26 protein-coding genes and 1 other RNA gene are annotated in these 23,485 nt (G+C 49.1%); 20 read left to right on the top strand and 7 right to left on the bottom strand.

Features of this window, described 5'->3' with window-relative positions; all coding sequences use genetic code 11:
- Nucleotides 1-2: 2 nt before the first annotated feature.
- Genes Q7C_RS04355 through moaB form a run of 3 tightly spaced genes read right to left on the bottom strand, consistent with a single transcriptional unit; the run spans nucleotide 3 to nucleotide 1,700 of the window.
- Nucleotides 3-887, bottom strand: coding sequence for an alpha/beta fold hydrolase (locus Q7C_RS04355; RefSeq protein WP_014703486.1), 885 nt, complete (start codon nucleotides 885-887; stop codon nucleotides 3-5).
- A 52-nt stretch (nucleotides 888-939) separates the two neighbouring features.
- Nucleotides 940-1,188, bottom strand: a complete 249-nt coding sequence (locus tag Q7C_RS04350) for a glutaredoxin family protein (RefSeq protein ID WP_014703485.1) — start codon at nucleotides 1,186-1,188, stop codon at nucleotides 940-942.
- The gene (moaB, locus tag Q7C_RS04345; protein ID WP_041366909.1) at nucleotides 1,185-1,700 is read right to left on the bottom strand and encodes a molybdenum cofactor biosynthesis protein B; all 516 of its coding nucleotides are present in this window, start codon (nucleotides 1,698-1,700) and stop codon (nucleotides 1,185-1,187) included. The genes Q7C_RS04350 and moaB overlap by 4 nt, the downstream gene beginning before the upstream one ends.
- Before the next feature lie 99 nt (nucleotides 1,701-1,799).
- Here moaB and Q7C_RS04340 point away from each other — a divergent pair, with 99 nt between their 5' ends.
- From Q7C_RS04340 to radA, 9 genes are all read left to right on the top strand, one after another.
- Nucleotides 1,800-2,474 (top strand): YiaD family glycine zipper/OmpA-like lipoprotein, encoded by a 675-nt coding sequence (locus tag Q7C_RS04340; protein ID WP_014703483.1) that lies wholly within the window; start codon nucleotides 1,800-1,802, stop codon nucleotides 2,472-2,474.
- Between the two features lie 40 nt (nucleotides 2,475-2,514).
- Complete coding sequence (gene rlmB / locus Q7C_RS04335; protein ID WP_014703482.1) at nucleotides 2,515-3,240, top strand: 23S rRNA (guanosine(2251)-2'-O)-methyltransferase RlmB; 726 nt, start codon at nucleotides 2,515-2,517, stop codon at nucleotides 3,238-3,240.
- A gap of 113 nt (nucleotides 3,241-3,353) precedes the next feature.
- Nucleotides 3,354-3,701 carry a 30S ribosomal protein S6 gene (gene rpsF / locus Q7C_RS04330; protein ID WP_014703481.1) on the top strand — a complete coding sequence of 116 codons (348 nt, stop codon included), beginning with the start codon at nucleotides 3,354-3,356 and terminating at the stop codon, nucleotides 3,699-3,701.
- A gap of 26 nt (nucleotides 3,702-3,727) precedes the next feature.
- Nucleotides 3,728-3,955 carry a 30S ribosomal protein S18 gene (rpsR, locus tag Q7C_RS04325; protein ID WP_014703480.1) on the top strand — a complete coding sequence of 76 codons (228 nt, stop codon included), beginning with the start codon at nucleotides 3,728-3,730 and terminating at the stop codon, nucleotides 3,953-3,955.
- 33 nt (nucleotides 3,956-3,988) lie between these two features.
- Nucleotides 3,989-4,921 carry a YybS family protein gene (locus Q7C_RS04320; protein ID WP_014703479.1) on the top strand — a complete coding sequence of 311 codons (933 nt, stop codon included), beginning with the start codon at nucleotides 3,989-3,991 and terminating at the stop codon, nucleotides 4,919-4,921.
- 23 nt (nucleotides 4,922-4,944) lie between these two features.
- Nucleotides 4,945-5,493, top strand: a complete 549-nt coding sequence (rplI, locus tag Q7C_RS04315) for a 50S ribosomal protein L9 (protein WP_014703478.1) — start codon at nucleotides 4,945-4,947, stop codon at nucleotides 5,491-5,493.
- Nucleotides 5,494-5,585: 92 nt separating this feature from the next.
- Nucleotides 5,586-6,998 carry a replicative DNA helicase gene (dnaB, locus tag Q7C_RS04310; RefSeq protein WP_014703477.1) on the top strand — a complete coding sequence of 471 codons (1,413 nt, stop codon included), beginning with the start codon at nucleotides 5,586-5,588 and terminating at the stop codon, nucleotides 6,996-6,998.
- Nucleotides 6,995-8,074, top strand: a complete 1,080-nt coding sequence (gene alr / locus Q7C_RS04305) for an alanine racemase (protein ID WP_014703476.1) — start codon at nucleotides 6,995-6,997, stop codon at nucleotides 8,072-8,074. The genes dnaB and alr overlap by 4 nt, the downstream gene beginning before the upstream one ends.
- Nucleotides 8,067-9,455, top strand: coding sequence for a DNA repair protein RadA (radA, locus tag Q7C_RS04300; RefSeq protein ID WP_014703475.1), 1,389 nt, complete (start codon nucleotides 8,067-8,069; stop codon nucleotides 9,453-9,455). The genes alr and radA overlap by 8 nt, the downstream gene beginning before the upstream one ends.
- On the opposite strand, the gene Q7C_RS04295 is transcribed toward radA, so the two are convergent.
- Entirely contained in the window at nucleotides 9,435-9,830 is a 396-nt protein-coding gene (locus tag Q7C_RS04295; protein WP_014703474.1) for a PilZ domain-containing protein, read from the bottom strand. The genes radA and Q7C_RS04295 overlap by 21 nt on opposite strands.
- A 55-nt stretch (nucleotides 9,831-9,885) precedes the next feature.
- On the opposite strand from Q7C_RS04295, the gene hemJ reads away from it, so the two are divergent.
- Nucleotides 9,886-10,311, top strand: a complete 426-nt coding sequence (hemJ, locus tag Q7C_RS04290) for a protoporphyrinogen oxidase HemJ (protein ID WP_014703473.1) — start codon at nucleotides 9,886-9,888, stop codon at nucleotides 10,309-10,311.
- Nucleotides 10,312-10,353: 42 nt separating this feature from the next.
- Here hemJ and Q7C_RS04285 read toward each other — a convergent pair whose 3' ends face one another.
- From Q7C_RS04285 to Q7C_RS04275, 3 genes are read right to left on the bottom strand one after another with little or no spacing between them, the layout of a single operon-like run.
- Nucleotides 10,354-10,929, bottom strand: coding sequence for a BON domain-containing protein (locus tag Q7C_RS04285; protein WP_014703472.1), 576 nt, complete (start codon nucleotides 10,927-10,929; stop codon nucleotides 10,354-10,356).
- A gap of 51 nt (nucleotides 10,930-10,980) precedes the next feature.
- Entirely contained in the window at nucleotides 10,981-11,352 is a 372-nt protein-coding gene (locus Q7C_RS04280) for a YraN family protein (protein WP_014703471.1), read from the bottom strand.
- Nucleotides 11,349-13,187, bottom strand: coding sequence for a penicillin-binding protein activator (locus Q7C_RS04275; RefSeq protein WP_014703470.1), 1,839 nt, complete (start codon nucleotides 13,185-13,187; stop codon nucleotides 11,349-11,351). Before Q7C_RS04275 ends, Q7C_RS04280 begins: the two co-directional genes overlap by 4 nt.
- A gap of 93 nt (nucleotides 13,188-13,280) precedes the next feature.
- Here Q7C_RS04275 and rsmI point away from each other — a divergent pair, with 93 nt between their 5' ends.
- From rsmI to murD, 10 genes are all read left to right on the top strand, one after another.
- A complete protein-coding gene (rsmI, locus tag Q7C_RS04270) occupies nucleotides 13,281-14,129 on the top strand; it encodes a 16S rRNA (cytidine(1402)-2'-O)-methyltransferase (protein WP_014703469.1) in 849 nt (282 codons plus the stop codon).
- Nucleotides 14,130-14,154: 25 nt separating this feature from the next.
- Nucleotides 14,155-14,526, top strand: an RNA gene (gene rnpB / locus Q7C_RS13415) — RNase P RNA component class A.
- Between the two features lie 287 nt (nucleotides 14,527-14,813).
- A complete protein-coding gene (mraZ, locus tag Q7C_RS04265; RefSeq protein WP_014703468.1) occupies nucleotides 14,814-15,266 on the top strand; it encodes a division/cell wall cluster transcriptional repressor MraZ in 453 nt (150 codons plus the stop codon).
- Nucleotides 15,267-15,274: 8 nt separating this feature from the next.
- On the top strand, nucleotides 15,275-16,213 hold the full coding sequence (rsmH, locus tag Q7C_RS04260; RefSeq protein ID WP_014703467.1) for a 16S rRNA (cytosine(1402)-N(4))-methyltransferase RsmH: 939 nt from the start codon (nucleotides 15,275-15,277) through the stop codon (nucleotides 16,211-16,213).
- Nucleotides 16,210-16,503 (top strand): cell division protein FtsL, encoded by a 294-nt coding sequence (gene ftsL, locus Q7C_RS04255; RefSeq protein WP_014703466.1) that lies wholly within the window; start codon nucleotides 16,210-16,212, stop codon nucleotides 16,501-16,503. The genes rsmH and ftsL overlap by 4 nt, the downstream gene beginning before the upstream one ends.
- Nucleotides 16,500-18,206 (top strand): peptidoglycan D,D-transpeptidase FtsI family protein, encoded by a 1,707-nt coding sequence (locus Q7C_RS04250; RefSeq protein ID WP_014703465.1) that lies wholly within the window; start codon nucleotides 16,500-16,502, stop codon nucleotides 18,204-18,206. The genes ftsL and Q7C_RS04250 overlap by 4 nt, the downstream gene beginning before the upstream one ends.
- Nucleotides 18,203-19,687: a UDP-N-acetylmuramoyl-L-alanyl-D-glutamate--2,6-diaminopimelate ligase gene (locus Q7C_RS04245; RefSeq protein ID WP_014703464.1), complete on the top strand. Its 1,485-nt coding sequence runs from the start codon at nucleotides 18,203-18,205 to the stop codon at nucleotides 19,685-19,687. The genes Q7C_RS04250 and Q7C_RS04245 overlap by 4 nt, the downstream gene beginning before the upstream one ends.
- Complete coding sequence (locus Q7C_RS04240) at nucleotides 19,684-21,039, top strand: UDP-N-acetylmuramoyl-tripeptide--D-alanyl-D-alanine ligase (protein ID WP_014703463.1); 1,356 nt, start codon at nucleotides 19,684-19,686, stop codon at nucleotides 21,037-21,039. Before Q7C_RS04245 ends, Q7C_RS04240 begins: the two co-directional genes overlap by 4 nt.
- A complete protein-coding gene (gene mraY / locus Q7C_RS04235; RefSeq protein ID WP_014703462.1) occupies nucleotides 21,039-22,121 on the top strand; it encodes a phospho-N-acetylmuramoyl-pentapeptide-transferase in 1,083 nt (360 codons plus the stop codon). The genes Q7C_RS04240 and mraY overlap by 1 nt, the downstream gene beginning before the upstream one ends.
- Nucleotides 22,118-23,467, top strand: coding sequence for a UDP-N-acetylmuramoyl-L-alanine--D-glutamate ligase (gene murD / locus Q7C_RS04230; protein ID WP_014703461.1), 1,350 nt, complete (start codon nucleotides 22,118-22,120; stop codon nucleotides 23,465-23,467). The genes mraY and murD overlap by 4 nt, the downstream gene beginning before the upstream one ends.
- The last annotated feature ends 18 nt before the right edge of the window (nucleotides 23,468-23,485 follow it).

The following is a 23,485-nucleotide window of genomic DNA, read 5'->3' as shown; positions in this document are numbered from 1 at the left end:
TTTTAACCGGATGGGTGACTGAAACGAACTTCGTCCAGCATCTCAAGAATAGTATCGACAATGATTTGAGGTTGTTGTTGTGGGATTGCATGGCCGCTTTTGTGGGCAAATAAATGACGACTGTTGCTGGTTAGGTGCGTCAATTCACGCTGTAAATCGATCCAAATTTTTTCACGTAATTGTAAGGCAGGATCGCCCGTCCATTCAGGTTGACCTCGACTAATGATGACCAAAGGTATTTCAGGAAAATCGGCTAATTGACCTACCTGTTTAGCACTTAATGACATAGATGTAATTTCAGCGCGGGCTGCAAAAAAACTTCGTTCTTTAAGCGCTTGTGGTTTGTCCGATGAGAAAGTGTCGACGGTCCCTTTTGGCAGGATGATTACACTACGGTGCTGCGCTTCAGGGCGTGGTAGTCTGATTTTCAGACGATTAAATTGTTCTTCATGCGAGGCGTCAATCAGAATCATGCCTTTCACCTGATTTGGATGTCTTGCAGCGAACATGCGCACGTTAAAGCCGCCAAAAGAATGACCAACCAGTAAATATGGTGGGCCAATTGATGCAGAACTGAGTAGTCGCTCAATTTCACCTGCAATCCGCTCACTTGTTCGAGGCGTCGGGCCAAAATCGCTCCAACCATAGCCAGGACGGTCAAGGACGCAAATCCGGGTGGTATTTCTAACCTGATCAACGATTTTCTGCCAATCTGATGAATCCTCACCTAGTCCAGCATCAACCACGACGGTAGGCCCGTTTTTACCCTGACAGTGGAGATGCATTTTATAACCGCCAATATCGTAGCGTTTACCCAGCGGGCTAGGTAAATTGTCGGCATTCACTGCTTGTAAACAGAAAAAAGAAAGAATCGCCAAGAAACGCATGGTGATCCTCCATCACAGCTTAAAATTAGTGATTAAGAATCGCAGATGAAGGTTAAAGTTCCGAACAGGTGTCTTTCAAAAATTGTTCTAATCGCATTGGTGAAAAGGGCCAATCCAACTCCTGACCTGCTGGCGCTTGAATGACCGGAATACGAATACCGTATTGCTCGATTAGCTTGGGAGCGTCGCCAATCTCACAAAGTTTGAGCGTAAAACTATTCGATTGATTAACCAACGCAAATAAGTCTTGTGCCTGTTCGCAAAGATGGCAACCTTGTGTCGTAAAGAGGGTGTAAATCATGTTTCAAGAAGTCGGGGAATCAAATCAATAAAATTGCAGGGTCGATGACGGGCATCCAGCTGCGATTGCAGAATGTCATCCCACGCTGTCTGGCAGGCACCGGATGAGCCGGGCAACGCAAAAATAAAAGTACCATTTGCGACACCGGCAATGGCACGGGACTGAATGGTCGAGGTTTTAATCGATGCAAAAGACACATGCCGAAATAACTCGCCAAAGCCCTCAATGGTTTTATCGAATAAAGCACTAACCGCTTCAGGGGTACCATCTCGGCCAGTTAGCCCGGTGCCGCCTGTTGTCAAAATAACGTCGATATCCGGATCGGCTATCCAAACAGAAACAATGGCTCTGATTTGGTAAATATCGTCGGCGACAATGCGCTTGTCAGCCAATTCATGGCCGGCTGACTGAAGTCTATCGACCAGTAATTTGCCGGAGGTATCAGTTACCTCTGTGCGGCTGTCAGATACCGTTAGTACGGCGATTTGAATGGGAATGAAGGCGTCTGCCATGTGCATTATGTCTCAATGAGAAAACTTGAAAATCAGTATAATCAGCCAAACCTTGTGGATCCAGAAATCCGCAATTTAGTTTTAAAAGGAGAAAGCGATATGCAGAGAATCATGCTGGTCTCAATGATAAGTTTGGCGATGGCGGCTTGTGCAACGAATGATCCCAATAAACAAACTAAATCAGGTGCAGCGATTGGCGCTGCTGCGGGTGCTTTAATTGGCTATGCTGTGGATGATGGTGCAGGTGGTGTTCTCGCTGGGGCGGCCGTTGGCACATTGGCTGGTGCGGGTGTTGGCCGCTACATGGACAATCAGCAACGGGAAATGGAAGCCGCCTTAGCCGATGAACGGGCTCGTAATGAGTTACAAATTCAGCAACTTCAAGATGAGTCTTTAAAAATTGATATTGCCAATGAAGTATCATTTGATATTGATAGTGCAGCAATAAAGCCGGCATTTGAGCCTACATTGAATAAAGTTGCCGATGTGTTGCAACGATATCCAAAAACCGTCGTCCATGTCGTCGGTCATACCGACAGCACCGGTTCAGAAAGTTATAATCAACAACTTTCTGAGCGCAGAGCCAGATCGGTCAGTGATTATTTCGCTGCGCGTGGTGTGGTTACTGAACGACTCAAGCCGATGGGGCGTGGTGAATTGGCGCCGCGTGCGACCAATGAAACCGCCGCAGGACGGCAATTGAATCGTCGGGTTGAGATTATTGTGAAACCGATTGTTGAAGGACAAGAAACTGAAGCCTACCAAACGCCGTAAGGCCAACATTGAGAGCAATTCCGAACGCGAGTCATCTTGGTTGTATGGCTTCCATGCCGTTCAGGCAGCATTGGAAGCACCAGTCACCCGGGTTAGTGAGATCTGGCTGGCTGACGAACGGCATGACCCCCGAGTGGAGGCGATTCTAACGATTGCGGCATCGCATTCAGTGCCAGTGCAACGCGTTAGTCGTAAAGCGCTCGAACAACTGGTTCCAGACTTGCAGCATCAGGGCTGCGTAGCACGTGTCAAACCACTGGAAACTCTTTCAGAAACCCAGTTAATGGCATTACTGGCTGATCTCACTGAGGCACCGTTTTTGCTGATTTTGGATGGGGTACAGGATCCCCATAATTTAGGCGCTTGTTTACGGACTGCTGAAGCGGCGGGGGTGCATGCTGTCATTGCCCCTAAAGATCGGGCTGCGACATTAACGCCAACGGCGATAAAAATCTCCAGTGGTGCGGCTGAGCGCGTGCCATTTGTGCAAGTCACCAATCTGGCACGTGTTTTAAAAGATTTGCAGCAGCATGGGATATGGCTGGTTGGCACCTCGGGTGAGGCAGATAAAAACCTTTATCAGGCAGATTTGACGGGGCCGCTTGGTATCGTGTTAGGCGCTGAGGGCAAGGGAATTCGTCGGTTAACCCGAGAGCATTGTGATGATGTTGTACTGATACCAATGCAAGGCCAGGCCGAGAGCCTCAATGTTTCCGTCGCCGCTGGCGTCTGCTTGTTTGAAGCGACGCGTCAACGTGGCTTGTGACAGCACAATAAAATGCAGTAAAATGTCTGATTACCTTAACAATTTACGTTAATGGTAAAACTCCTTGCTTTTGGTCAATAGGTCAAAAGCTGTTTAAACCGTGAGGAGCTCAAATGAGACATTACGAAATCGTGTTTCTGGTCCACCCTGATCAGAGTGAGCAAGTACCGGGTATGATCGAACGTTACAGTCAAACGCTGACGAGTAATGGTGGTCAAATCCATCGTCTGGAAGACTGGGGCCGTCGTCAATTGGCCTACTCCATCAACAAAGTACATAAAGCACATTATGTCTTGATGAACGTCGAATGTGATGTCGCACAACTGAATGAAGTGACGACTGCATTTCGTTTCAATGACGCCGTTATTCGTCATTTGGTTGTGACTATGGATGAAGCGGTTACCGAACCTTCACCCATGATGCGCAAAGATGACGAAAAAACAGAACGTCAAGCATCTTAAGTCTTAAGTTGATAGGAGAATAACTCATGGCACGTTTTTTTAGACGTAGAAAGTTTTGCCGTTTTACCGCTGAAGGCGTAAAGCAAATTGATTATAAAGATGTAAATCTGTTGAAGAACTACATCACCGAAACCGGCAAGATTGTGCCTAGCCGGATTACAGGTACCAAAGCACGTTACCAGCGTCAGCTGTCGACTTGTGTGAAACGTGCGCGCTTTCTGGCTTTATTGCCATATTGCGATATGCACAAATAATTAGCGTATTTCGGTAACCAAACGGTTATACAAATGTTGCGTAACTTGGCAGATTTTGCCATGCAGGGTCGCTGGCAAGCGGCAATAACGGCGAGTTTTTTGGCGGTGACAGCATTATTTTTGCCACCATTGAATTATCTTGCTAGCGGGTTGCTGGTGCTGGCAACACTGCGCACGGGGCCACGAGAAGGCGCGAAAGTGTTACTGGTGGCGTTGCTGGTCTTTACCTTGGCCGCAACCTGGATATTCAGTCAACCGCTACTGGCGGTGATACTGTTTGTGTCGTCCTGGTTGCCTGTGTATCTGATTACCCTGGTACTGGGTTTCAGTCGCTCATTGGCAAAAGCTTTAATCACGGCGGGCCTGATAGGTCTGATTGGTGTTGCGGCCGTGCATGTGCTGGTGGCGAGTCCGGCAGCCTGGTGGCAAACCACGTTGCAACCTTTCGTGGCGTTGTTATTGGATCAGCCGGGATGGCAATTAAGCGTTTCCGAAACAGAGGCCGTGTTTGCCAACTTGTCGACGGTAATGACGGGCTTGTTTGCCGCAGCTATCGTGTTTAATGCGATTGTTGCGGTATTGATTGGCCGTGCTTGGCAGGCCTCGCTTTATGAGCCAGGGGCATTTGGGGAAGAGTTTCGCTCCCTGAAACTTGGCAAAGTTCCAGCAGTGGCAACCGCCATTTTGATGGTCTTGTCAATCAGTGGCATGTTAGATGCGCTGCCTGTGCTTGCCGATATGCTACCGGTGATGTTGTTGCTGTTTACGTTACAAGGTATTGCTATCGTGCATGCGCTTGTCAAACAAAAACAGAAAGCGATGGGCTGGTTGATAGCCATGTATGTGTTATTGGTATTGGTAACGCCACAAATGGCCAGTTTATTGGCAACGTTTGGTATAACAGAACAATGGTTTAATTTTCGCAAACTTCCTTTGGATAATGCGAAGTCAATTGAAAAGCAGTAATCACTGCGAATGAGGGTAGAACGATGCAAGTAATTTTGCTGGAAAAAGTTCAAAGACTAGGCAATTTGGGTGATGAAGTTGCCGTCAAATCGGGTTTTGGTCGTAACTTCTTGGTGCCAAAAGGCAAAGCCCTGCCGGCTACCAAGAGTAATCGCGAAAAATTTGAAGCGCGCCGTGCGGAGTTAGAAGCAGCAGCAGCAAAACTGCTGGCTGAAGCGGAAGCACGTCAAGCTAAATTAAAAGCAGCGGGTAATGTGCGCATCATGGCTAATGCCGGTGTGGAAGGTAAATTGTTCGGCTCGGTAACAGCTGCTGACATTGCTGATGCCGTTAATGCTAAAGGGGCGGACGTGGATCGCAACGAAGTTCGCTTGCCGACTGGACCATTACGTCACACAGGTGAATACCAGATCGACGTTCAGCTGCACGCTGATGTTCTGGTCACCATTGATGTGAACATCACTTCTGAAGCAGAAATCGCAGCGAAGGCGGCGGCTGAAGAAGCGAAAAAAGCCCGCGATGCTGCTCGTGAAGAGCAGGAAGCCATCGCAAAAGCGCAAGAAGAGGCTTAAATTTGCCTGACATCTAACACACAGGCAGCCTTGCCTGTGTGTTATGGTGTGCTATCGATTAATAAACGCCAACTATCCTGGGATGTCTGCCTGTGGAACAAATAAATTATTCCGATGATTTTCAGGATAATGCCACGCAGGATTTAAAGGTCCCGCCTCATTCAGTCGAAGCAGAACAGTCTGTGCTGGGTGGGTTGATGCTTGATAACAGCACTTGGGAACAAGTTGCCGATGTAGTTGTTGAGCAAGATTTTTATCGGCGTGATCACCAACTTATTTTCCGTGCTATTGAATATTTGATGGAGCGGGCCCAGCCCGTTGATGTCGTTACGCTGGCGGAATATCATGACCAGCGAGATGAACTTGACAAGGTCGGTGATCTTGCCTATCTCGGTGCCTTAACCCGTAATACGCCAAGCGCGGCCAACATTGCTGCTTATGCCAACATTGTCCGTGAGCGGTCAATTCTGCGGCAATTAATTCAGACTGGAAATCGCATCGCCAATATGGCGTTTCGTACCGAAGGTCGAACCAGCGAGAATCTGCTTGATGACGCAGAGAAGCAGGTCTTTGAAATTGCCGAAAAAGGCGCTCGTCGTGGTAATGGCTTTGTTCAGGTCAAAGAAGTGCTCAGCTCTGTTGTGAATCGGATTGATGAGCTTTTTGAACAAGACAGTGGCGTTACCGGCCTGCCTTCTGGCTTTGTCGATTTTGATGAGCAAACCTCAGGGTTGCAACCGGCTGACCTGATTATTGTTGCTGGCCGGCCATCTATGGGCAAGACCACTTTTGCCATGAATCTGGCAGAAAATGCGGCCATCCAAGCCAAGCAGCCCGTTGCGGTATTCAGCATGGAGATGCCGGCAGATTCTCTGGCCATGCGGATGCTCTCTTCCTTGGGGCGAATTGATCAGCATCGTCTGCGGACCGGTAAACTCAACGATGAAGACTGGCCACGGCTGACTTCGGCCATCCAACTGCTCAATGATGCGCCGTTATTTATCGATGATACCGGTGGTTTATCCCCCACAGAATTGCGTGCCCGGGCAAGAAGGCTTAAACGCGAACATGGTTTGAGCCTCATTATCGTTGATTATTTACAGCTGATGCAGTCGGGAAGTCAGGGACGTCAGGCCGAAAACAGAGCAACAGAAATTTCTGAAATTTCCCGGTCATTAAAAGGACTCGCCAAAGAGCTGAATGTCCCGGTGATTGCGTTGTCACAGTTGAACCGTTCTCTGGAGCAAAGACCAAATAAACGGCCGGTAATGTCGGACTTGCGTGAATCTGGCGCGATAGAGCAGGATGCCGATGTGATTGTCTTTATTTATCGCGATGAAGTGTATAACGCGGACTCGGCAGATAAAGGTAAAGCGGAGATCATTATTGGTAAACAGCGGAATGGCCCGATTGGGACCGTCGCGCTGACTTTTCAGGGTAAATACACCCGGTTTGAAAACTTTGCCCCTGCCTATTATCAAGATTATGGTGATGGCGATTTGTGAACAACTTCCCCTTTGCCCGTATCGATCTGAGCGCGCTGCGTCATAATCTGAAAAAAGTGCGTCAACTGGCACCACAAAGCCAGGTGATGTCGGTTATCAAGGCGGATGCTTACGGTCATGGTGTTGCTCAGGTGGCGGCAGCATTATCAGACAGCGATGCCTTTGCGGTGGCACGGCTTGACGAAGCGATTCAACTGCGCAAACTTGGTTTTGAACAACGTATTGTGATCCTTGAGGGCGTGCACAGCCTGCAACAGATGCAACTTGCAGCCGAATTTGCTTTATGTCCGGTGATTCATCAGCAAGCGCATGTTAATTGGTTGCGTCATCCGTCAGCGAATCGCATCCCCTTTGTCTGGCTGATGCTGGAAACCGGTATGCATCGCCTGGGCTTGTCTGCATCGGTTATCCGTGAGTTGATTGCGGCGTTGATTCAAGTTTTCCCGGACAAAGTCGGCTTGATGAGTCACTTTGCAAACTCTGATTTGCGAGATGACCCGCGTAATGCAAGTCAACTTGATGTCATAAAAGACTTGGCTGAGGAGACAGAGCTGCCAATTTGTGTGGCGAATTCCGCGGCTGTGCTAAATTTGCCGGACAGCCATCATGATTGGGTGAGGCCTGGGCTAATGCTATATGGTATTTCGCCATTTGCAGATCAATCTGGTCTTGACTTGGGGCTACAGCCAGCGATGCAACTCCAATCCGTGTTAATTGCAACACAACAATTACAAAAGGGTGATCAGGTTGGCTATGGCGGCGAGTGGGTGGCAGTCCACTCTTGTCGCATGGGCGTAGTGAGTATCGGCTATGGCGATGGTTTTAGCCGACATCTGACAAACCGAGGTCAAGTGGTGATTCGTGAGACATTACTGCCAGTTATTGGCCGCGTTTCCATGGACACAATTTGTATTTTGTTGGATGACTGTCCTGAAGCGACCACTGGCGATCAGGTGACACTCTGGGGAACGCCGTTATTACCCGTTGAGGCACAAGCAAAGGCCGCACAGACAATTCCTTATGAGTTAACAACGGTGTTAGCGGGTCGTGTTACCAGGAAAGTCGTCAATGGCTAAGTCGAAACGGATTTATATTTGCCGCGAGTGTGGGGCACAAACACCGCAATGGGCCGGGCGTTGCAATGATTGCGGTGCCTGGAACAGCCTGACAGAAGAAGTTCAGGCGGGTTCGTCTGCACAAGCAATGATTAGTCGACACAGTGGCTATGCCGGACAACAACAGCCGCAAGTACAGCGATTACAAGAAGTCACATCAGAACAAGCGGTTCGTTGGTCGACGGGATTGCCGGAACTGGATCGGGTGCTGGGTGGAGGATTAGTGACAGGATCCGTTGTCTTAATTGGCGGCGATCCAGGAATTGGCAAATCAACACTATTATTGCAGGCCATGGCGATGATGGCTGCCACAAATGGTCTCAACCCACTTTATGTCAGTGGTGAAGAATCATTACAGCAGATTAAACTTCGTGCTGAACGACTTCAATTACAAGAGACGCCAGTCGATCTTTTAGCAGAAACTCATGCCGAACAAATGATCCAAACGGCAACGCAACGACAACCGCAAGTCATGGTGATTGACTCTATCCAGACTGTTTTCACAGAATTACTGCAGTCTGCTCCTGGCACGGTTGCCCAAGTGCGTGAGAGCGCGGCTCAGCTGGTACGATTCGCTAAATCCAGCGGTACCACGATGATTCTGGTTGGGCATGTTACCAAACAGGGTGCGTTGGCTGGGCCACGTGTTCTCGAACATATGGTGGATACGGTTTTATACTTTGAGGGAGATAGCTCGACACGGTATCGGATTCTTCGAGCAGTCAAAAATCGTTTCGGCGCCGTCAATGAGCTGGGCGTATTTGCGATGACTGAGCTGGGTTTACGCGAAGTCAGCAATCCTTCCGCAATCTTCTTGTCGCGCGGCGAGCAGGCAGTGCCAGGCAGTGTCATCACGGTGATTCGGGAAGGGAGTAGACCAATGCTGGTTGAAGTCCAGGCATTGGTGGATGAAAGCCAGCTGGGTAATCCACGTCGGGTCACAGTTGGTCTGGAACAAAACAGGCTGGCGATGTTGTTGGCCATTTTGCATCGACACGGCGGCATTACCTGCCATGATCAGGATGTGTTTATCAATGTCGTGGGTGGTGTCAAGCTGAGCGAAACTGGTGCAGACCTTGCTGTATTAGCCGCCGTCATCTCCAGCTTGAGGAATAAGGCGCTTCCTCATGATTTGGTTTTATTTGGCGAGGTTGGGCTAACAGGGGAAATTCGTCCCGTTCAGGGTGGGGAAGAGCGGATTCGCGATGCGGCAAAACACGGTTTTAAGATGGCGATTGTGCCAACTGCAAATGCCCCTAAAAAACCGATTAAAGAAATGCAAGTAAAGCCAGTTCAGCACTTATCCGCGGCGATTGAAATGTTACGAAGTAGTTGGCTTTAAACTCTGCGTTAAGGCGAGGAGCTGGCGATCCAGAAGACGTTCATCCCCCAAGTTTAAAGCAATTAATTTCTTCAGGTGACTGATACTGTCCAAATCAATTTGTTGACATTGAAAACCAACCGCGGTGGAAGAAATATGCGCGACTTTGGCTTGCATCGTGATTTCAATCTGATCGTCGCTAACTTGCAGTAATATTGAAAAAGACTGCCCCAGCTTGCCTTGCCAATTTTGTGGAATTTGCATCAGTAAGCCGTTTAGAGACAGATCAAGCACCTGGCAATCACGGTACGACTCGGTTTGGCCAGAGTGGAGGTGTGCGATTGCCGAGAAGGGGATACGTGTAAAGCGGCGTTGTTCGGTCAAGGTGTCTGACATAGTGCGCTCCGTAGCTGATACGATCGAGTTTAGCATCATTCAATAGAGGGTTATCATGCTCTGGGTTAAAGCATTTCACCTTATTTTCGTTGTAACTTGGTTTGCAGCCTTGTTTTACTTACCACGTTTGTTTGTCTACCACGCACAAACCGCTGATCAGGCAGGCAAGGATCGTTTTAAGGTGATGGAGCGGAAGCTATATCGCGGTATTATGACCCCGAGTGCGATATTGACAATCCTGTTCGGTGTCTGGCTCGCCAGCTTTTATCCTACCGCGCAACTGGTGCAGATGGGATGGTTGCATGCCAAGTTGACACTTGTGGGCTTACTGATTGTTTATCACGCCGTCTGTGGATACTATTTACGCCAATTTGCCCGTGGTTGTAATCGTCGTAGCCATGTGTTTTTTCGCTGGTTCAATGAATTGCCGGTATTTATTTTGATTGCTATCGTTATTCTTGCTGTGGTCAAACCATTTTAAATAAAAGCCCCGCTTGGGCGGGGCTTTTAATGTGAGTTGGTTTTAGTCGATATATTCAAAAACTTTAACCACTTTTTGTACCCCTCCGGTACTGCGAACAACCCGCACGACATTATCGGATTCATTGCGTTTGATTTTACCCATCAGGTAAACAATACCGCGTTCAGTGACGACTTTGGTATTCAGGCCTTTAGTGGTTTTATCAGCCAATAATTTGGATTTTACCTTTGAGGTTATCCAAGTATCACTGGTGCGTGAGGCAACCGCACTGGGTGCCAGAATAGCCAATTCATTGTAAACCTTTCGAACACGGGGGATATCTTGAATGATATTGGTAACGGATTTTTTCAGCGCTGCTGATGGGGTTTCCCCGGTAACTAGGACAACACCATTAAAACTGGTGACGTTAATATGGCTCTGATCATGGATATCTTTATTCTTATAAATTTCAGAACTCGCCTTAAACTCAATGCCCTGATCATCAATCATGGCGCCTGTCGTACGGCGATCAACCGCAACGGCAGCCCCCGTCGCCGCACCCCCGCCTACCACGGCAGCAGCACAGCCCTGCAAAACAGCAAGAATCACTGTCAGACCAATCAGTTTTATACCACGCATGTAATCAACCTCATTTAACCAAAGGAATTAATAGTCTACCGTGAGTTTGGCTCAGTTTACCTGAAAGGCATCACGGATCCAGTCGGATACAACGGCTTTTTCAACGGTATTCTCGCGGAAAAACCGGATAGCCACAGCATCAAAACGACAGGGATTTTGTATCTGGTGTTGCTGAATATAATGCTGTGCTGTGGCGATAATACGTGACTGTTTTTGAATTGTAATGGTTTCCAGTGCACTACCGTACTGGCTTTCATGCCGCGCTTTGACTTCAATAAAGACAATGGTGTTGGCTTCTTGCATGATCAGGTCAATTTCACCGCGGCGGCTGTAATAATTTTTTGACAGCAAACGCAAGCCTTGTGCTTCTAAGTAAGCGCATGCCAGTTGTTCTGCCTGCAATCCTTTGCGGCGTTGTGTCATTCAGTCTCCGTAATGGCCTGAAGTTTTCCGTCTTGAAATGTGCCCTGTGGTAACTGCCGGTCAATATGACCAGCCTCATCAATACTTAACTGTCCGGTGACACCTTCAAAAACCTGTTGATTTTGATTCATCTCTGTTAACGCATCAATCAATTGATACGCATCGACGCCCATCGCCGCCAAGCGCAGGAAACTGCCGCGGTCACCGGTCGCCTGATTCAGTAACCCCTGGTAAATGACATCCTGATCTTGGTTGAGTAACCAAGGAATGTCGCTAATGATAATGCCATTCAAATCAATATCCTGACGTGGGTTTTCTGTACCTTCGTAAACATGAGAGGTACTGAGAACCGGCAGCTGACCAGAACGGTGAAATCGAAATTGTGGCGTTAACTGACGACCTTTCACCGGATTGGCAACCATAAAGATAAAATCAACGTCTTGCCGTCTGCGTGGTTCAAACTCGAGTGTCCGACTTAATGTGTTTTGCAGCGACTTACGTCGGTACTCACTATCGGTCAAGGCGAACAGGGGCTTAATGATTTCCGCAAAATCACTTTGCGATTCCCGATAGCGGGTACTTCTTACCACAATACCTCCCTGTTCACGCCAAGCTTGTTCAAAGCCTCTTATTACCCGCTCTCCCCAGGTGCTTTCCGGGCCAATGACCAGCGCACGTTGATAACCCTGTTTCAGCGCGAAGTTGGCCGCGGATACCGCTTCATCTTCGGGAGCGAGACCAAATTGAAAGAAATGGGCAGGCAAGGATTGTGTCGTTGAAATACGATTTAACGCCAGAATCGGTATGGGTAATGGCTCAAAATCTGCCAATTGCTGAACAGCCTGCTTATCCAAAGGGCCAATCACGATACTGGCGCCAGCGGAGGTGGCCTGACGATAGGCTTCGGTGACACCACCACGCTGACTGGTGTCATAAAAAGTCAGTTGGCGATTCGCACCTTGGGCAAAGTGTGCCGCGATAATGCCTTGCTTGACCGCATTTGCCGCGCCTGCAATGGCACCTGACTCAGGCAACAGCACGGCAACATGGCCGATAGCATCCGGTAATGCAAAAACAGGTTTGACTTCCGCTCGGTAACTTTCTGCATCAGCTGGGTGATTCGGGTAGGTGATGTACCAATTCTCGATGGCGACATCCAGCGCCTCAGGATTGTTCTGATAGGCTGTGATGGCATAAGCCAACGCGAACCAGCCACTATCTTCTGCCGGGGGGTGTCCCGGATTAAACAAATCCAACTGCTGTGGACTCAGAGCCATCAATGATGCCCATAGAGCTTCGCGGTTCTCGCGTTGCGCATTGGCGCTCAGTAGCGGATCCAGTTCAAGGTGAGTCAGGGCTTTATCCAAATCATTTTCGTTGAGTGCATAAGCCTCAATTTTCAGCGACAGCCTGCGCTGTTGTTGCTCACTATTTGCATTCGCCGTATCCACTTGGTTTAAAGTGGCAAGGGCTGCCGTTGGCTGGTTTAATAACAAGGCTATTTCAGACTGCAACAGCAAAGCCTCAATTTGATCGGCTGGTGCCAGTTTGTTGATATCGATCAAGTTCAGAATTTCGGCTGCACGGGGATAATCTTCCAGCGCATAACTGACACTGGCGGCACGATAGTAATAAGCAGCTTGCAAAGCGCCCTCGCTTGATTCGGCTTTGTTGAGATAGGCTTCGGCAGCCTGTGCCAATTCTCCGCTTTGTTCTGCTTCGGAGATAAGTTCATCTGCCAGAGGCAAGCTGTCCCTGCGATCTAATGCGCCTGGCTGACAGGCAGTCAACGAAACCAGCAGAAACATCATAATTAAGGCAGAAAGTCGACGCATGGTGTCCGGATTCTCTTAATGTACTAGGGAAGCATCATCTTACCTGTTCGCGTATATTACGACCAGAACCGAGTGATTAATCAGGAAAACATTGTGACAGACCCAACTCCGGGCATCTTATATATTGTTGCGACGCCGATTGGTAATCTGGCCGATATCAGTTTTCGGGCTGTTGAAACCCTTAATCAGGTGAACTTAATAGCCGCTGAAGATACGCGTCACAGTAAGTACTTGCTGACACATTATCAAATTGCCACGCCAACCATTTCATTGCACGAACACAATGAGCAGCAGCGTAGTGATGTCTTGCTGCAAAAATTGCAGGCTGGTGAGTCGATTGCCTTGATTTCAGATGCGGGTACGCCGTTGATCAACGATCCTGGTTATCGTTTAGTGACACGCGTTATTGAGGCCGGTATTCAAGTCGTGCCAATTCCGGGCTGTAGTGCGCTTATCGCAGCGTTGTCCGCGGCTGGTCTGGCATCAAATAGATTTGCTTTTGAGGGGTTTCTCCCCCCCAAAGTCTTCGCACGGCAACACACGCTTCAGCAATTTATTCATGAAACACGAACCCTGATTTTTTACGAAAGCCCAAAACGCATTGCGGCAACGCTGCAAGATTGTCAGCAGATATTTGGTCCGGATCGTCAAGCAACGCTGGCCCGGGAATTGACCAAGATTCACGAAACCATTAAAACCGCGCCGCTTGCAGTATTAACGGAGTGGGTTACGAATGACCTGAATCAGCAAAAAGGCGAAATTGTTTTGTTGATTGCCGGTGCTCCCGCTGCAATCACAGCTGATGAACAAGCCATGCAACAATTATTGACGCTGTTGTTGCCCGAAATGTCGGTTAAAAAAGCCGCAGCCATTACGGCGCAATGGCTATCAGTAAGTAAAAATGCGGCTTACCAGTTAGCATTGAAACTTCAGCAGAAATAAACTGGCTTGCGTAAAATACCCAGCCTGAGATGGCCAGACAATCGCGCTGAGATAATTCAGTGAGGAAAGTCCGGGCTCCAAAGGGTAAGGTGCCAGGTAACGCCTGGGGGGCGTGAGTCCACGGCAAGTGCAACAGAAAGAATACCGCCCGGTGATGTAAGATTTGCGTCTGCAGCCGGGTAAGGGTGAAATGGTGCGGTAAGAGCGCACCGCGCGGCTGGCAACAGCAACGGCAAGGTAAACCCCACCTGGAGCAAGACCAAATAGGGGAACACGTGTTTCGGCACAACATGCGACCCGCATGGTTCCCGGGTAGGTTGCTTGAGGCAGATGGTGACATCTGTCCCAGATGAATGATTGTCCACGACAGAACCCGGCTTATCGGCCATCTCAATTTTTTCTTTGTGACGTACTCGAAAATTCTGCCAGCATTTTTATTTTAGCAGCCTGTGTTGGCAGATCTTCTAGAATTTACTTTAACTTCCCGTGCCAGTTTTTTGATAAAAAAACAGTCCTTGTCAGGACCGCAATCGACTTTTCTCCCACCAAGACAAAACAGCGCTAAGTCCTTGTCATAAAAAGAGGATTTTGTTTATTTTCGTGCTTGACTTGTCTGATCTGCCCTCCTATAGTGTCGATAAGTGGTGAAAAGTGGATCTTTGTGGATCATCTTGAGGAAGAGCTGTGTTTCGAGGCGTTGCAACATTTAATCTGGATGCAAAAGGGCGGATGGCAATACCAGCCAAGTTCCGTAAGCATCTTGATGTCTGTTGTGAGGGCCGGCTGGTGATCACCATTGATCATTCTGATCATTGTCTGCAGTTATATCCCTTGCCTGAGTGGGAGTCAGTGGAAAAAAAACTGACTGCATTGCCAAGTCTCAATCCACAAGTTCGCCGTTTAAAACGTATGTTGCTGGGTTATGCCACCGAATGTGAAATGGATGGTAATGGTCGGATTTTGCTGCCGGCCAAGTTGCGCGAATTTGCAGGGCTGGACAAAAACATGGTGATGATAGGCCAAGGGAATAAATTTGAGCTCTGGGATGAACAAACCTGGAATACGCTCATGGATGACTGTCTGCAAGAAGACTTTGATGAGATTTTACCGGCTGAGCTGGAAAGCCTGTCAATTTAGGGCGGACAATGACCAACAGCCACTCAAAACATGCATCGGTCTTACTTAACGAGGCCGTAACCGCACTGGCTATTCAGCCTGACGGTCTCTATGTCGATGCCACCTTTGGCCGCGGTGGTCATAGCCGTAAAATTTTAGATCAACTAGATGCTTCAGGCCGTTTGTTAGGGCTTGACCGGGATCCACAGGCTATTTCAGTGGGGCAAGTTCTGGCGGCCGAAGATCCCCGCTTCTCAATTGCGCACTGCGCCTTTTCAGAACTGGAACAAGTTGTTTTTGGTCGGCTCTGGCAACAACGCGTAAACGGTATTTTGCTGGATATTGGCGTGTCATCACCGCAATTGGATCAACCAGAACGCGGCTTCAGTTTTTTACACGACGGGCCCTTAGATATGCGTATGGATACCAGTCAAGGGATAAGCGCTGCACAATGGTTGGCAGAAGCTGAAGAAAGTGAGATCGCAAGCGTCATCAAAGAATTGGGTGAAGAGCGGTTCGGTAAACGGATTGCCAGAGCAATTTGTGAGCAACGCCTTGAGCAACCGTTAACGACGACACGCCAATTAGCAGAGTTGGTCGACAAGGCAAGTCCCGTGAAGGATAAATTTAAACATCCTGCGACACGAACCTTCCAAGCGATCCGTATTTTTATCAATGATGAATTAGGTGAATTAACGCAGGTGCTGGCACAAGCACTTGATGTGTTGGCTGTTGGCGGTCGGTTAGTGGTGATTAGTTTCCATTCGTTGGAAGACCGGATTGTTAAACGCTATTTTCGAGATCAAGCCAAGGGCGATGACCTGCCCGCCCATTTCCCAGTGCGCGCTGCAGAGCTGAATCCGCGATTGAAAATTATCGGTAAAGCCATTCGTGCCGAGGAAGCCGAGTTAGCGGACAATCCGCGAGCTCGCAGCGCGGTGATGCGGGTTGCGGAGAAGTTGGCATGATGTTGTCAACGTTGCTTTCGAATATGCGCAGCGATTTGCCGTTGCTGATCATGATGTTATTGGTGCTGGCGTCAGCGGTTGCCGTAGTAGTAACCAAGCATACTGGCCGCAGTACGTTTGTACTCATGCAACAACTTGAAAATGAGCGAGATGCGCTAAATGAAGAGTGGGGACGTTTACTGCTCGAACAAAGCACGTGGGGCAGTCCGGGACGAGTAGAACAGCAGGCCAGACAGCAGTTGGATATGTATGTACCAACTGCTGCTGAGACAGTGATGGTGACGCCATGAGTCGCCATTCTGCAAAAGCAACACATGGCTGGCGATTAAATATCGTGCGTGCCGGCTTCGTGCTGGTGGTTGCTGGTTTGTTGTGGCGTTTGGTTGATATTCAGATTCTCAATAACGAGTTTTTACGTAATCAAGGCGATGCTCGTCATTTGCGAAATGTGCCAGTTGTTGCGCACCGGGGCATGATTTTGGATCGCCATGGCGAGCCTTTGGCAATTAGTACGCCGGTGCACTCTGTCTGGCTTAATCCACAGGTAACCCGGGCGGACAGTCCGAATCTGGATAAAGTGGCTAATCTGTTAAATGTCAGTTTGAGTGGTTTACAAGAGAAGATTGCCAATTATGGCAAACGCGAGTTTGTCTATATCAAGCGTCGCATTACGCCGGCTTTGGCTGCACAAGTAAAACAGCTCAAAGTCCCTGGTGTTGCCTTGCAGCGAGAATACAAACGCTATTACCCAACCGCTGAAGTCAGTGCGCATATGCTGGGCTTTACTAATATTGATGATGTTGGACAGGAAGGCCTGGAATTAATTTATGAGCCAACGTTGACCGGCGTGCCTGGGCTGAAGCGAATGATTCGCGACAGTCGAGGCAATTATGTCGGTGGCGGGGAACAAATTCGGGCAGCTAAAGCGGGTGAAAATCTGCAAATCAGTATGGATTTACGTCTGCAGTATTTGACCTACAATGCCTTGAAATCTGCTGTGAAGGCGCATCAGGCGGTGGGCGGTACAGCGGTCATAGTCGATGTGAAAACAGGTGAAGTACTGGCGATGGCAAATCAGCCGGCATTTAACCCGAATAATCGGACTGGGTTACGGAGCTCTGATTTTAGAAACCGGGCGGTGACCGATTTGTTTGAGCCGGGTTCAACGGTAAAACCTTTTACGGTATTAAGTGGCTTGAAATCGGGACTCTTTGACGAGCAAACCATTATCAATACGCATCCTGGCGTGTTTCGCGTTTCAGGTCATTCCATCCGTGATTTTCGAGATTATGGTGAAATCGATCTAGCGCGTCTTATTCAGGTTTCCAGCAATATCGCCTCCAGCAAAATTGCATTGGAATTAGATCCGAATGATCTGTGGCAGGATTTTGCCGCCTTTGGCCTTGGCTCCCCCACCGGCGGTTATTTCCCTGGGGAGGCGGAAGGTCATTTACCGGATCCGCGAGATTGGCGAAAACTGGATCGGGCCACACTGGCTTATGGCTATGGACTGGCAACCAATGCCCTGCAATTAGCGCGTGCTTATGCTGTCATCGGCAATGGCGGCGTTCTGCGCGATATCACTTTTTTAAAACAAGACAAACCGATGCCTGGCAGACGAGTCTTTGCCAGTGATTTGATTGGCAAAGTACGCAAAATGATGGAATTAACGGTGCAACCGGGCGGAACCGCGACCCGCGCTGCAGTCGTGAATTACCGTGTTGCTGGTAAAACCGGCACAGTGAAAAAGACGAGTGCCACGGGTGGCTACACCGAATCAGAATACCAATCTGTTTTTGCAGGCCTGATTCCCGCAAGTGAGCCACGTCTGGCCATGGTTGTTATGGTGGACTCACCCGGCGGCGATGAATATTACGGTGGCGCTGTTGCTGCGCCGGTATTTGCCGAAGTGATGACCGGGGCCATGCGATTATTGAATATTGCGCCAGACGCGTTACCGGCAGACCACTTACAAATGGCCGGTCAGTCATGATGGTATTAAATCAACTGATTCAAGATCTGACGTCGCCGCTCTCGGTAGACGTGATGGTGACTGGGCTTAGCATGGATAGTCGGACAGTGACAGCGGGCGACTTGTTTATCGCTACGGCTAAAGATATGCCCCAACGTCAATTACATATCACTCAAGCAGAAAACGCAGGTGCTGTCGCAATCGTGGTTGAGACGGAGCAATCTGCCATTACGTCATCATTACCGGTTGTCATGATTAACGATTTGGATCAACACATTAGCCTGTTGGCTGACAGGTTTTACCACCAGCCCAGTCAGGCCATGACGGTGATGGCAGTAACGGGTACCAATGGCAAAACCTCTGTGAGTCAATTCGTCGCCCAGATGTTGGAGATATCAGGCGAGCCTTGTGGGGTAATTGGGACGTTGGGAGTGGGCCGTTATGGTCAGTTGACGGAATCAGGCATGACCACCCCCAGTCCAGTTGAAGTCCAGCATCAGCTTGCTGATATGCGCGATGCTGGTATTAAGTTTGTCGTGATTGAAGCCTCATCTCATGCCCTTGAACAAGGGCGGTTGAATGCCGTGAACATCGATATCGCTGCATTCACCAACTTGAGCCGCGATCATCTTGATTACCATGGTGATATGCAGCGCTATGGCGCGGCAAAAATGAAATTATTTGATTTGTCAGGTGTTCGATCCGCAGTACTCAATATAGATGATGATTTTGTGTCTGAATCCGCAACTAACCTAGCGGCTAAAGGCATCAATACTTGTCTGGTCGGTCAGCATCCTTCCGCCTTTGTATCGGCACAAAATATTGGCATGACCATGACTGGTATGCAGTTTGATTTCATGATGAAGGCAAGCAAAAAAACCGTTTCAGTTAGCTTGCTGGGTGAATTTAATATCGACAACATATTGGTAACAGCCGGCATCCTCTCACAATTGGGCTGGTCAGCTGAACAGATTGCGAATCACTTACCTGATTTGAAAGCCGTTCCGGGCAGAATGCAACTCGTGCAACAACCCGCTTTCCCAACCGTTGTTGTCGATTTTGCCCATACACCATCAGCATTGGCGCTTGCCTTAATCGCCATGCGCAAGCATGTCGCAACGACATCGGCCTTGTGGTGTGTGTTTGGATGTGGAGGCAATCGGGATCGCGGCAAACGTGCCTTGATGGGGGCGGCTGCAGAGCAATCGGCAGACCACTTGGTCATCACTGATGATAATCCCAGAGATGAAGCCAGCGAATACATTCACAACGAGATTCTCGGTGGTTTAAGCCATCCAGAGCGCGCAATGGTGAAAACAGAACGGCGCGATGCGATTTTTTATGCCATTCAAACAGCACAACATGAAGACATGGTGTTGATTGCTGGCAAAGGTCATGAGAATTATCAAGAAAAACAAGGTGTACGCACACCATTCAGTGATGTCGAAGTTGCCTTAGATGCACTTCGACAACGTGAACACAACAGTGGGGTTTCAGTATGAGTTTGCCGATGACATTGCAGCAACTGGCAACTCAGTTGAATGGTGCTATTCAGGTGGCAGACATCAACGTCACTGGCACAGCCATAGACAGCCGGAAAGTCAAAAAAGGGGATTTATTTATTGCCCTTGCCGGTGAACAGGTAGATGGGCATGACTATCTTGCCTCGGCTCGTGAGGCTGGAGCAGTTGCAGCGCTGGTGAGCCGGCAGGTTGAGGATCCCTTACCGCAACTTTGTGTAGCAGATGTGCGGTTGGCTTATCAGCAATTAGCCAAAATTTGGCGCCAACAGAGTCAAGCGACCATTATCGGTGTGACCGGCAGCAATGGTAAAACCACCGTCAAAGAAATGATTCATGCCATATTGTCGCAACGGCATCATGTGATTGCCACTCAAGGCAATTTTAACAATGACCTTGGTGTGCCACTTACGCTTACGCGGCTTAAAGCAGAACATCAATATGCTGTGGTCGAAATGGGCATAAATCACCCGGGCGAAATGACGTTGCTGGCCGAGATAGCGCAACCTGATATAGCGGTTATCAATAATATTGCCGCAGCGCATCTGGAGGGCTTTGGCACGCTGGAAGGCATAGCCAAAGCAAAAGGGGAAATATTTGTCGGCCTGTCAAAATCAGGCACGGCCGTTATCAATGCAGGTATGCCCTATCAGACTATCTGGAAATCGCAGATCGGAACACGTGATCAGATCACTTTTGGTCTGCATGACGAGGCCGAAATTACTGCGCTGGATTGTCAGTCTACCCCTGCAGGCAGCCATTTTATGGTGCGCTTAGATGATGTCTGTCACTTTGTCAGTTTGCCGTTACCCGGGCCACATAATATTTGCAACGCACTCGCAGCGATTGCGGTCTGTCAGACACTGGATGTCGCGGCTGAAGACATGCTCAAAGGTCTGGCCAGCATGAAGCCAGTGCCGCATCGTCTGCAAATCAGAACTGCAGCAACACAAGCAATTTTGATTGACGATACCTATAACGCCAACCCGGGCTCTTTTACCGAAGCATTACAGACGTTGAAGCATTTTTCGGGTGCGCGCTGGTTGGTGCTGGGTGATTTTGCTGAGTTAGGCGAAGGCAGCGAGCAAATCCACCAGCAGATGGGTGAAGACGCCCGTCTGGCAGGGATTGAAAAATTGTTTACGGTGGGGTCGCAAAGTGTGCTTGCCGCGAAACAGTTCGGTAAAGGCAGCCAACATTTTGAAAATATCGAGGCTCTTCAGGAAGCGCTTCAGCGGCAACTTGCTGCTGGGGTGACGTGTTTGATTAAAGGCTCACGATTTATGCAACTCGACAAACTGGCCGACTTGCTGGTCAGTGGAGGAGGACGCTGATGTTATTGTTTCTAAGTGAATATCTGAGCCAGTTTTACAGTGGCTTCCATGTTTTTCAGTATCTGACTTTGCGTGCCATTCTTGGCGTGATGACTGCGTTAGGCATCGCCTTGCTGGTCGGCCCAGTAATGATTCGGCATTTGAGCTTTCGGCAGATTGGTCAGGTGGTACGTCAAGACGGACCGGAAAGTCATTTCACCAAAAAAGGCACCCCAACAATGGGGGGATCGCTGATTCTGGTTGCCATTGCTATTAGCACCTTGCTATGGGCAGATTTGGGTAATCGCTATGTGTGGGTGGTGTTACTGGTGACGCTACTATTCGGTGTCATCGGCTTTGTGGATGATTACATTAAATTAGTCCGTCAGGATGCCAAGGGGTTGATTAGCCGATATAAATATTTCTGGCAGTCAGTTGTTGGTGGCGGTGCGGCTGCATTTTTGTACTTTTCTGCCACGGTCCCCGCTGAAACCACATTAATCGTCCCGTTTTTTAAAGAAATTCTGATCCCCCTTGGCGGTTGGTATCTGCTGCTGACGTACTTGGTTATTGTCGGGAGTAGCAATGCGGTCAATCTGACGGATGGGCTCGATGGGCTGGCGATTATGCCTACGGTCATGGTTGGGGCTGCATTGGGTTTATTTGCTTATGTTTCTGGTCATGCGGAGTTTTCACGGTATCTGCAAATTCCATTCGTGCCGGGGAGTGGTGAATTAACGATTTTTTGTGCTGCGATGGTGGGTGCTGGCTTAGGTTTTCTCTGGTTTAACACTTATCCAGCGCAGGTTTTCATGGGGGATGTTGGCGCCTTAGCACTGGGCGCAGCGCTGGGCGTTGTTGCCGTCATTGTTCGGCAGGAATTGGTTTTACTGATCATGGGTGGGGTATTCGTGGTGGAGACCTTGTCCGTCATGATTCAGGTTGCCTCATACAAACTGCGAGGCAAGCGGGTGTTTTTAATGGCCCCGATTCATCATCACTACGAACTTAAGGGATGGCCTGAGCCGCGCATTATCGTGCGCTTTTGGATCATTACCGTTTTCCTCGTGTTAATCGGTCTGGCGACGTTGAAAATAAGATGACGACGAACGCGATCCTGCCAAAAAACTGTGTGATTGTCGGTTTGGGACAAACCGGCTTGGCTTGTGCACGATTTATGCTTGAGCAGGGCGTTGATGTAGCGATGATGGATACGCGGGAACAGCCACCTGAACTGGTGACAATCCAGCAGAACCATCCCGAAGTTCTCATTCATACGGGTGGTTTGTCTGCTGATTGGCTGCTACAGGCCGGTCAAATCGTCTTGAGTCCGGGGATTGACCCCCGTTTACCGGAAATCCAGACAGCGCGGGCTGCCGGCGTTGAAATTGTTGGTGATATTGAATTATTTGCCCGATATGCCAAGGCGCCGGTGATCGCGATAACCGGCTCCAATGGAAAAAGTACGGTAACGACCCTGGTCACGCTGATGGCACAGCTGTCCGGACGGCAAGTTCTGGCGGGCGGCAATCTGGGGACGCCAGCATTGGAATTATTGAGTCAGCCGGTACCGGATTTCTACATTCTTGAATTGTCCAGTTTTCAGCTTGAAACTGTTCGCAGTCTCAACGCGTTTGCTGCTGCCGTACTCAACATCAGTGCAGATCATTTAGACCGGTACGATAGTCTTAATGAATATATTGCGGCCAAAGCACGTATTTTCCAAGGTGACGGTGTCATGGTTGTCAATCGTGATGATCCGGTCGTCATGGCCTTGGCTGACAATCAGCGGCAGATTGTCGGTTTTAGTCTCAAACCGTGTGATGGTCCAGACTTTGGATTACGTAGCGTCGACGACAGCTGGTGGATTTGTCAGGGTGATTATGAACTGCTGTCCGTCAATGAACTTAAGATTGCAGGCCAACATAACCTGTCTAATGCTCTGGCTGCGCTGGCACTAGGCAATGTGATGGGATTGTCGACCAGCGCCATGTTATCGGCTTTGCGAGAGTTTAAAGGCTTGCCGCACCGGTGTCGGTTGGTGAGAGAACGCCGTGGCGTCAAATGGTATAACGACTCGAAAGCAACCAACGTCGGCGCGACGCTGGCAGCGATTGAAGGATTGTCAGCAAACGGTAAGCAGGTCGTGATTTTGGGTGGTGTTGGTAAGGGTCAGCAATTTGATGCCTTGACGCCGGTACTGGAACGTCATGCGCATGCGGTGGTATTGATTGGTGACGCAGCTGAGTTGATTGCTGAGGTGGTACCTGGTTCAGTCATTCGTGAGGTCGCCAATTCTCTTAAAGCGGCCGTTAACAAGGCAGCTTTGATTGCCGAATCTGGTATGCAGGTTTTACTCTCACCAGCATGTGCCAGCTTTGATATGTTCAGCAGTTATGTTGATCGCGGACAGCAATTCGAACACGCTGTCAGGGAGTTGCAGCCATGATTCGCGAATTCGATCGGC

Source organism: Methylophaga frappieri, assembly GCF_000260965.1.
Lineage (GTDB): Bacteria > Pseudomonadota > Gammaproteobacteria > Nitrosococcales > Methylophagaceae > Methylophaga > Methylophaga frappieri.
The sequence above is the reverse complement of the archived record's forward strand: the minus strand, read 5'-3'. Positions and strand labels throughout refer to the sequence as shown.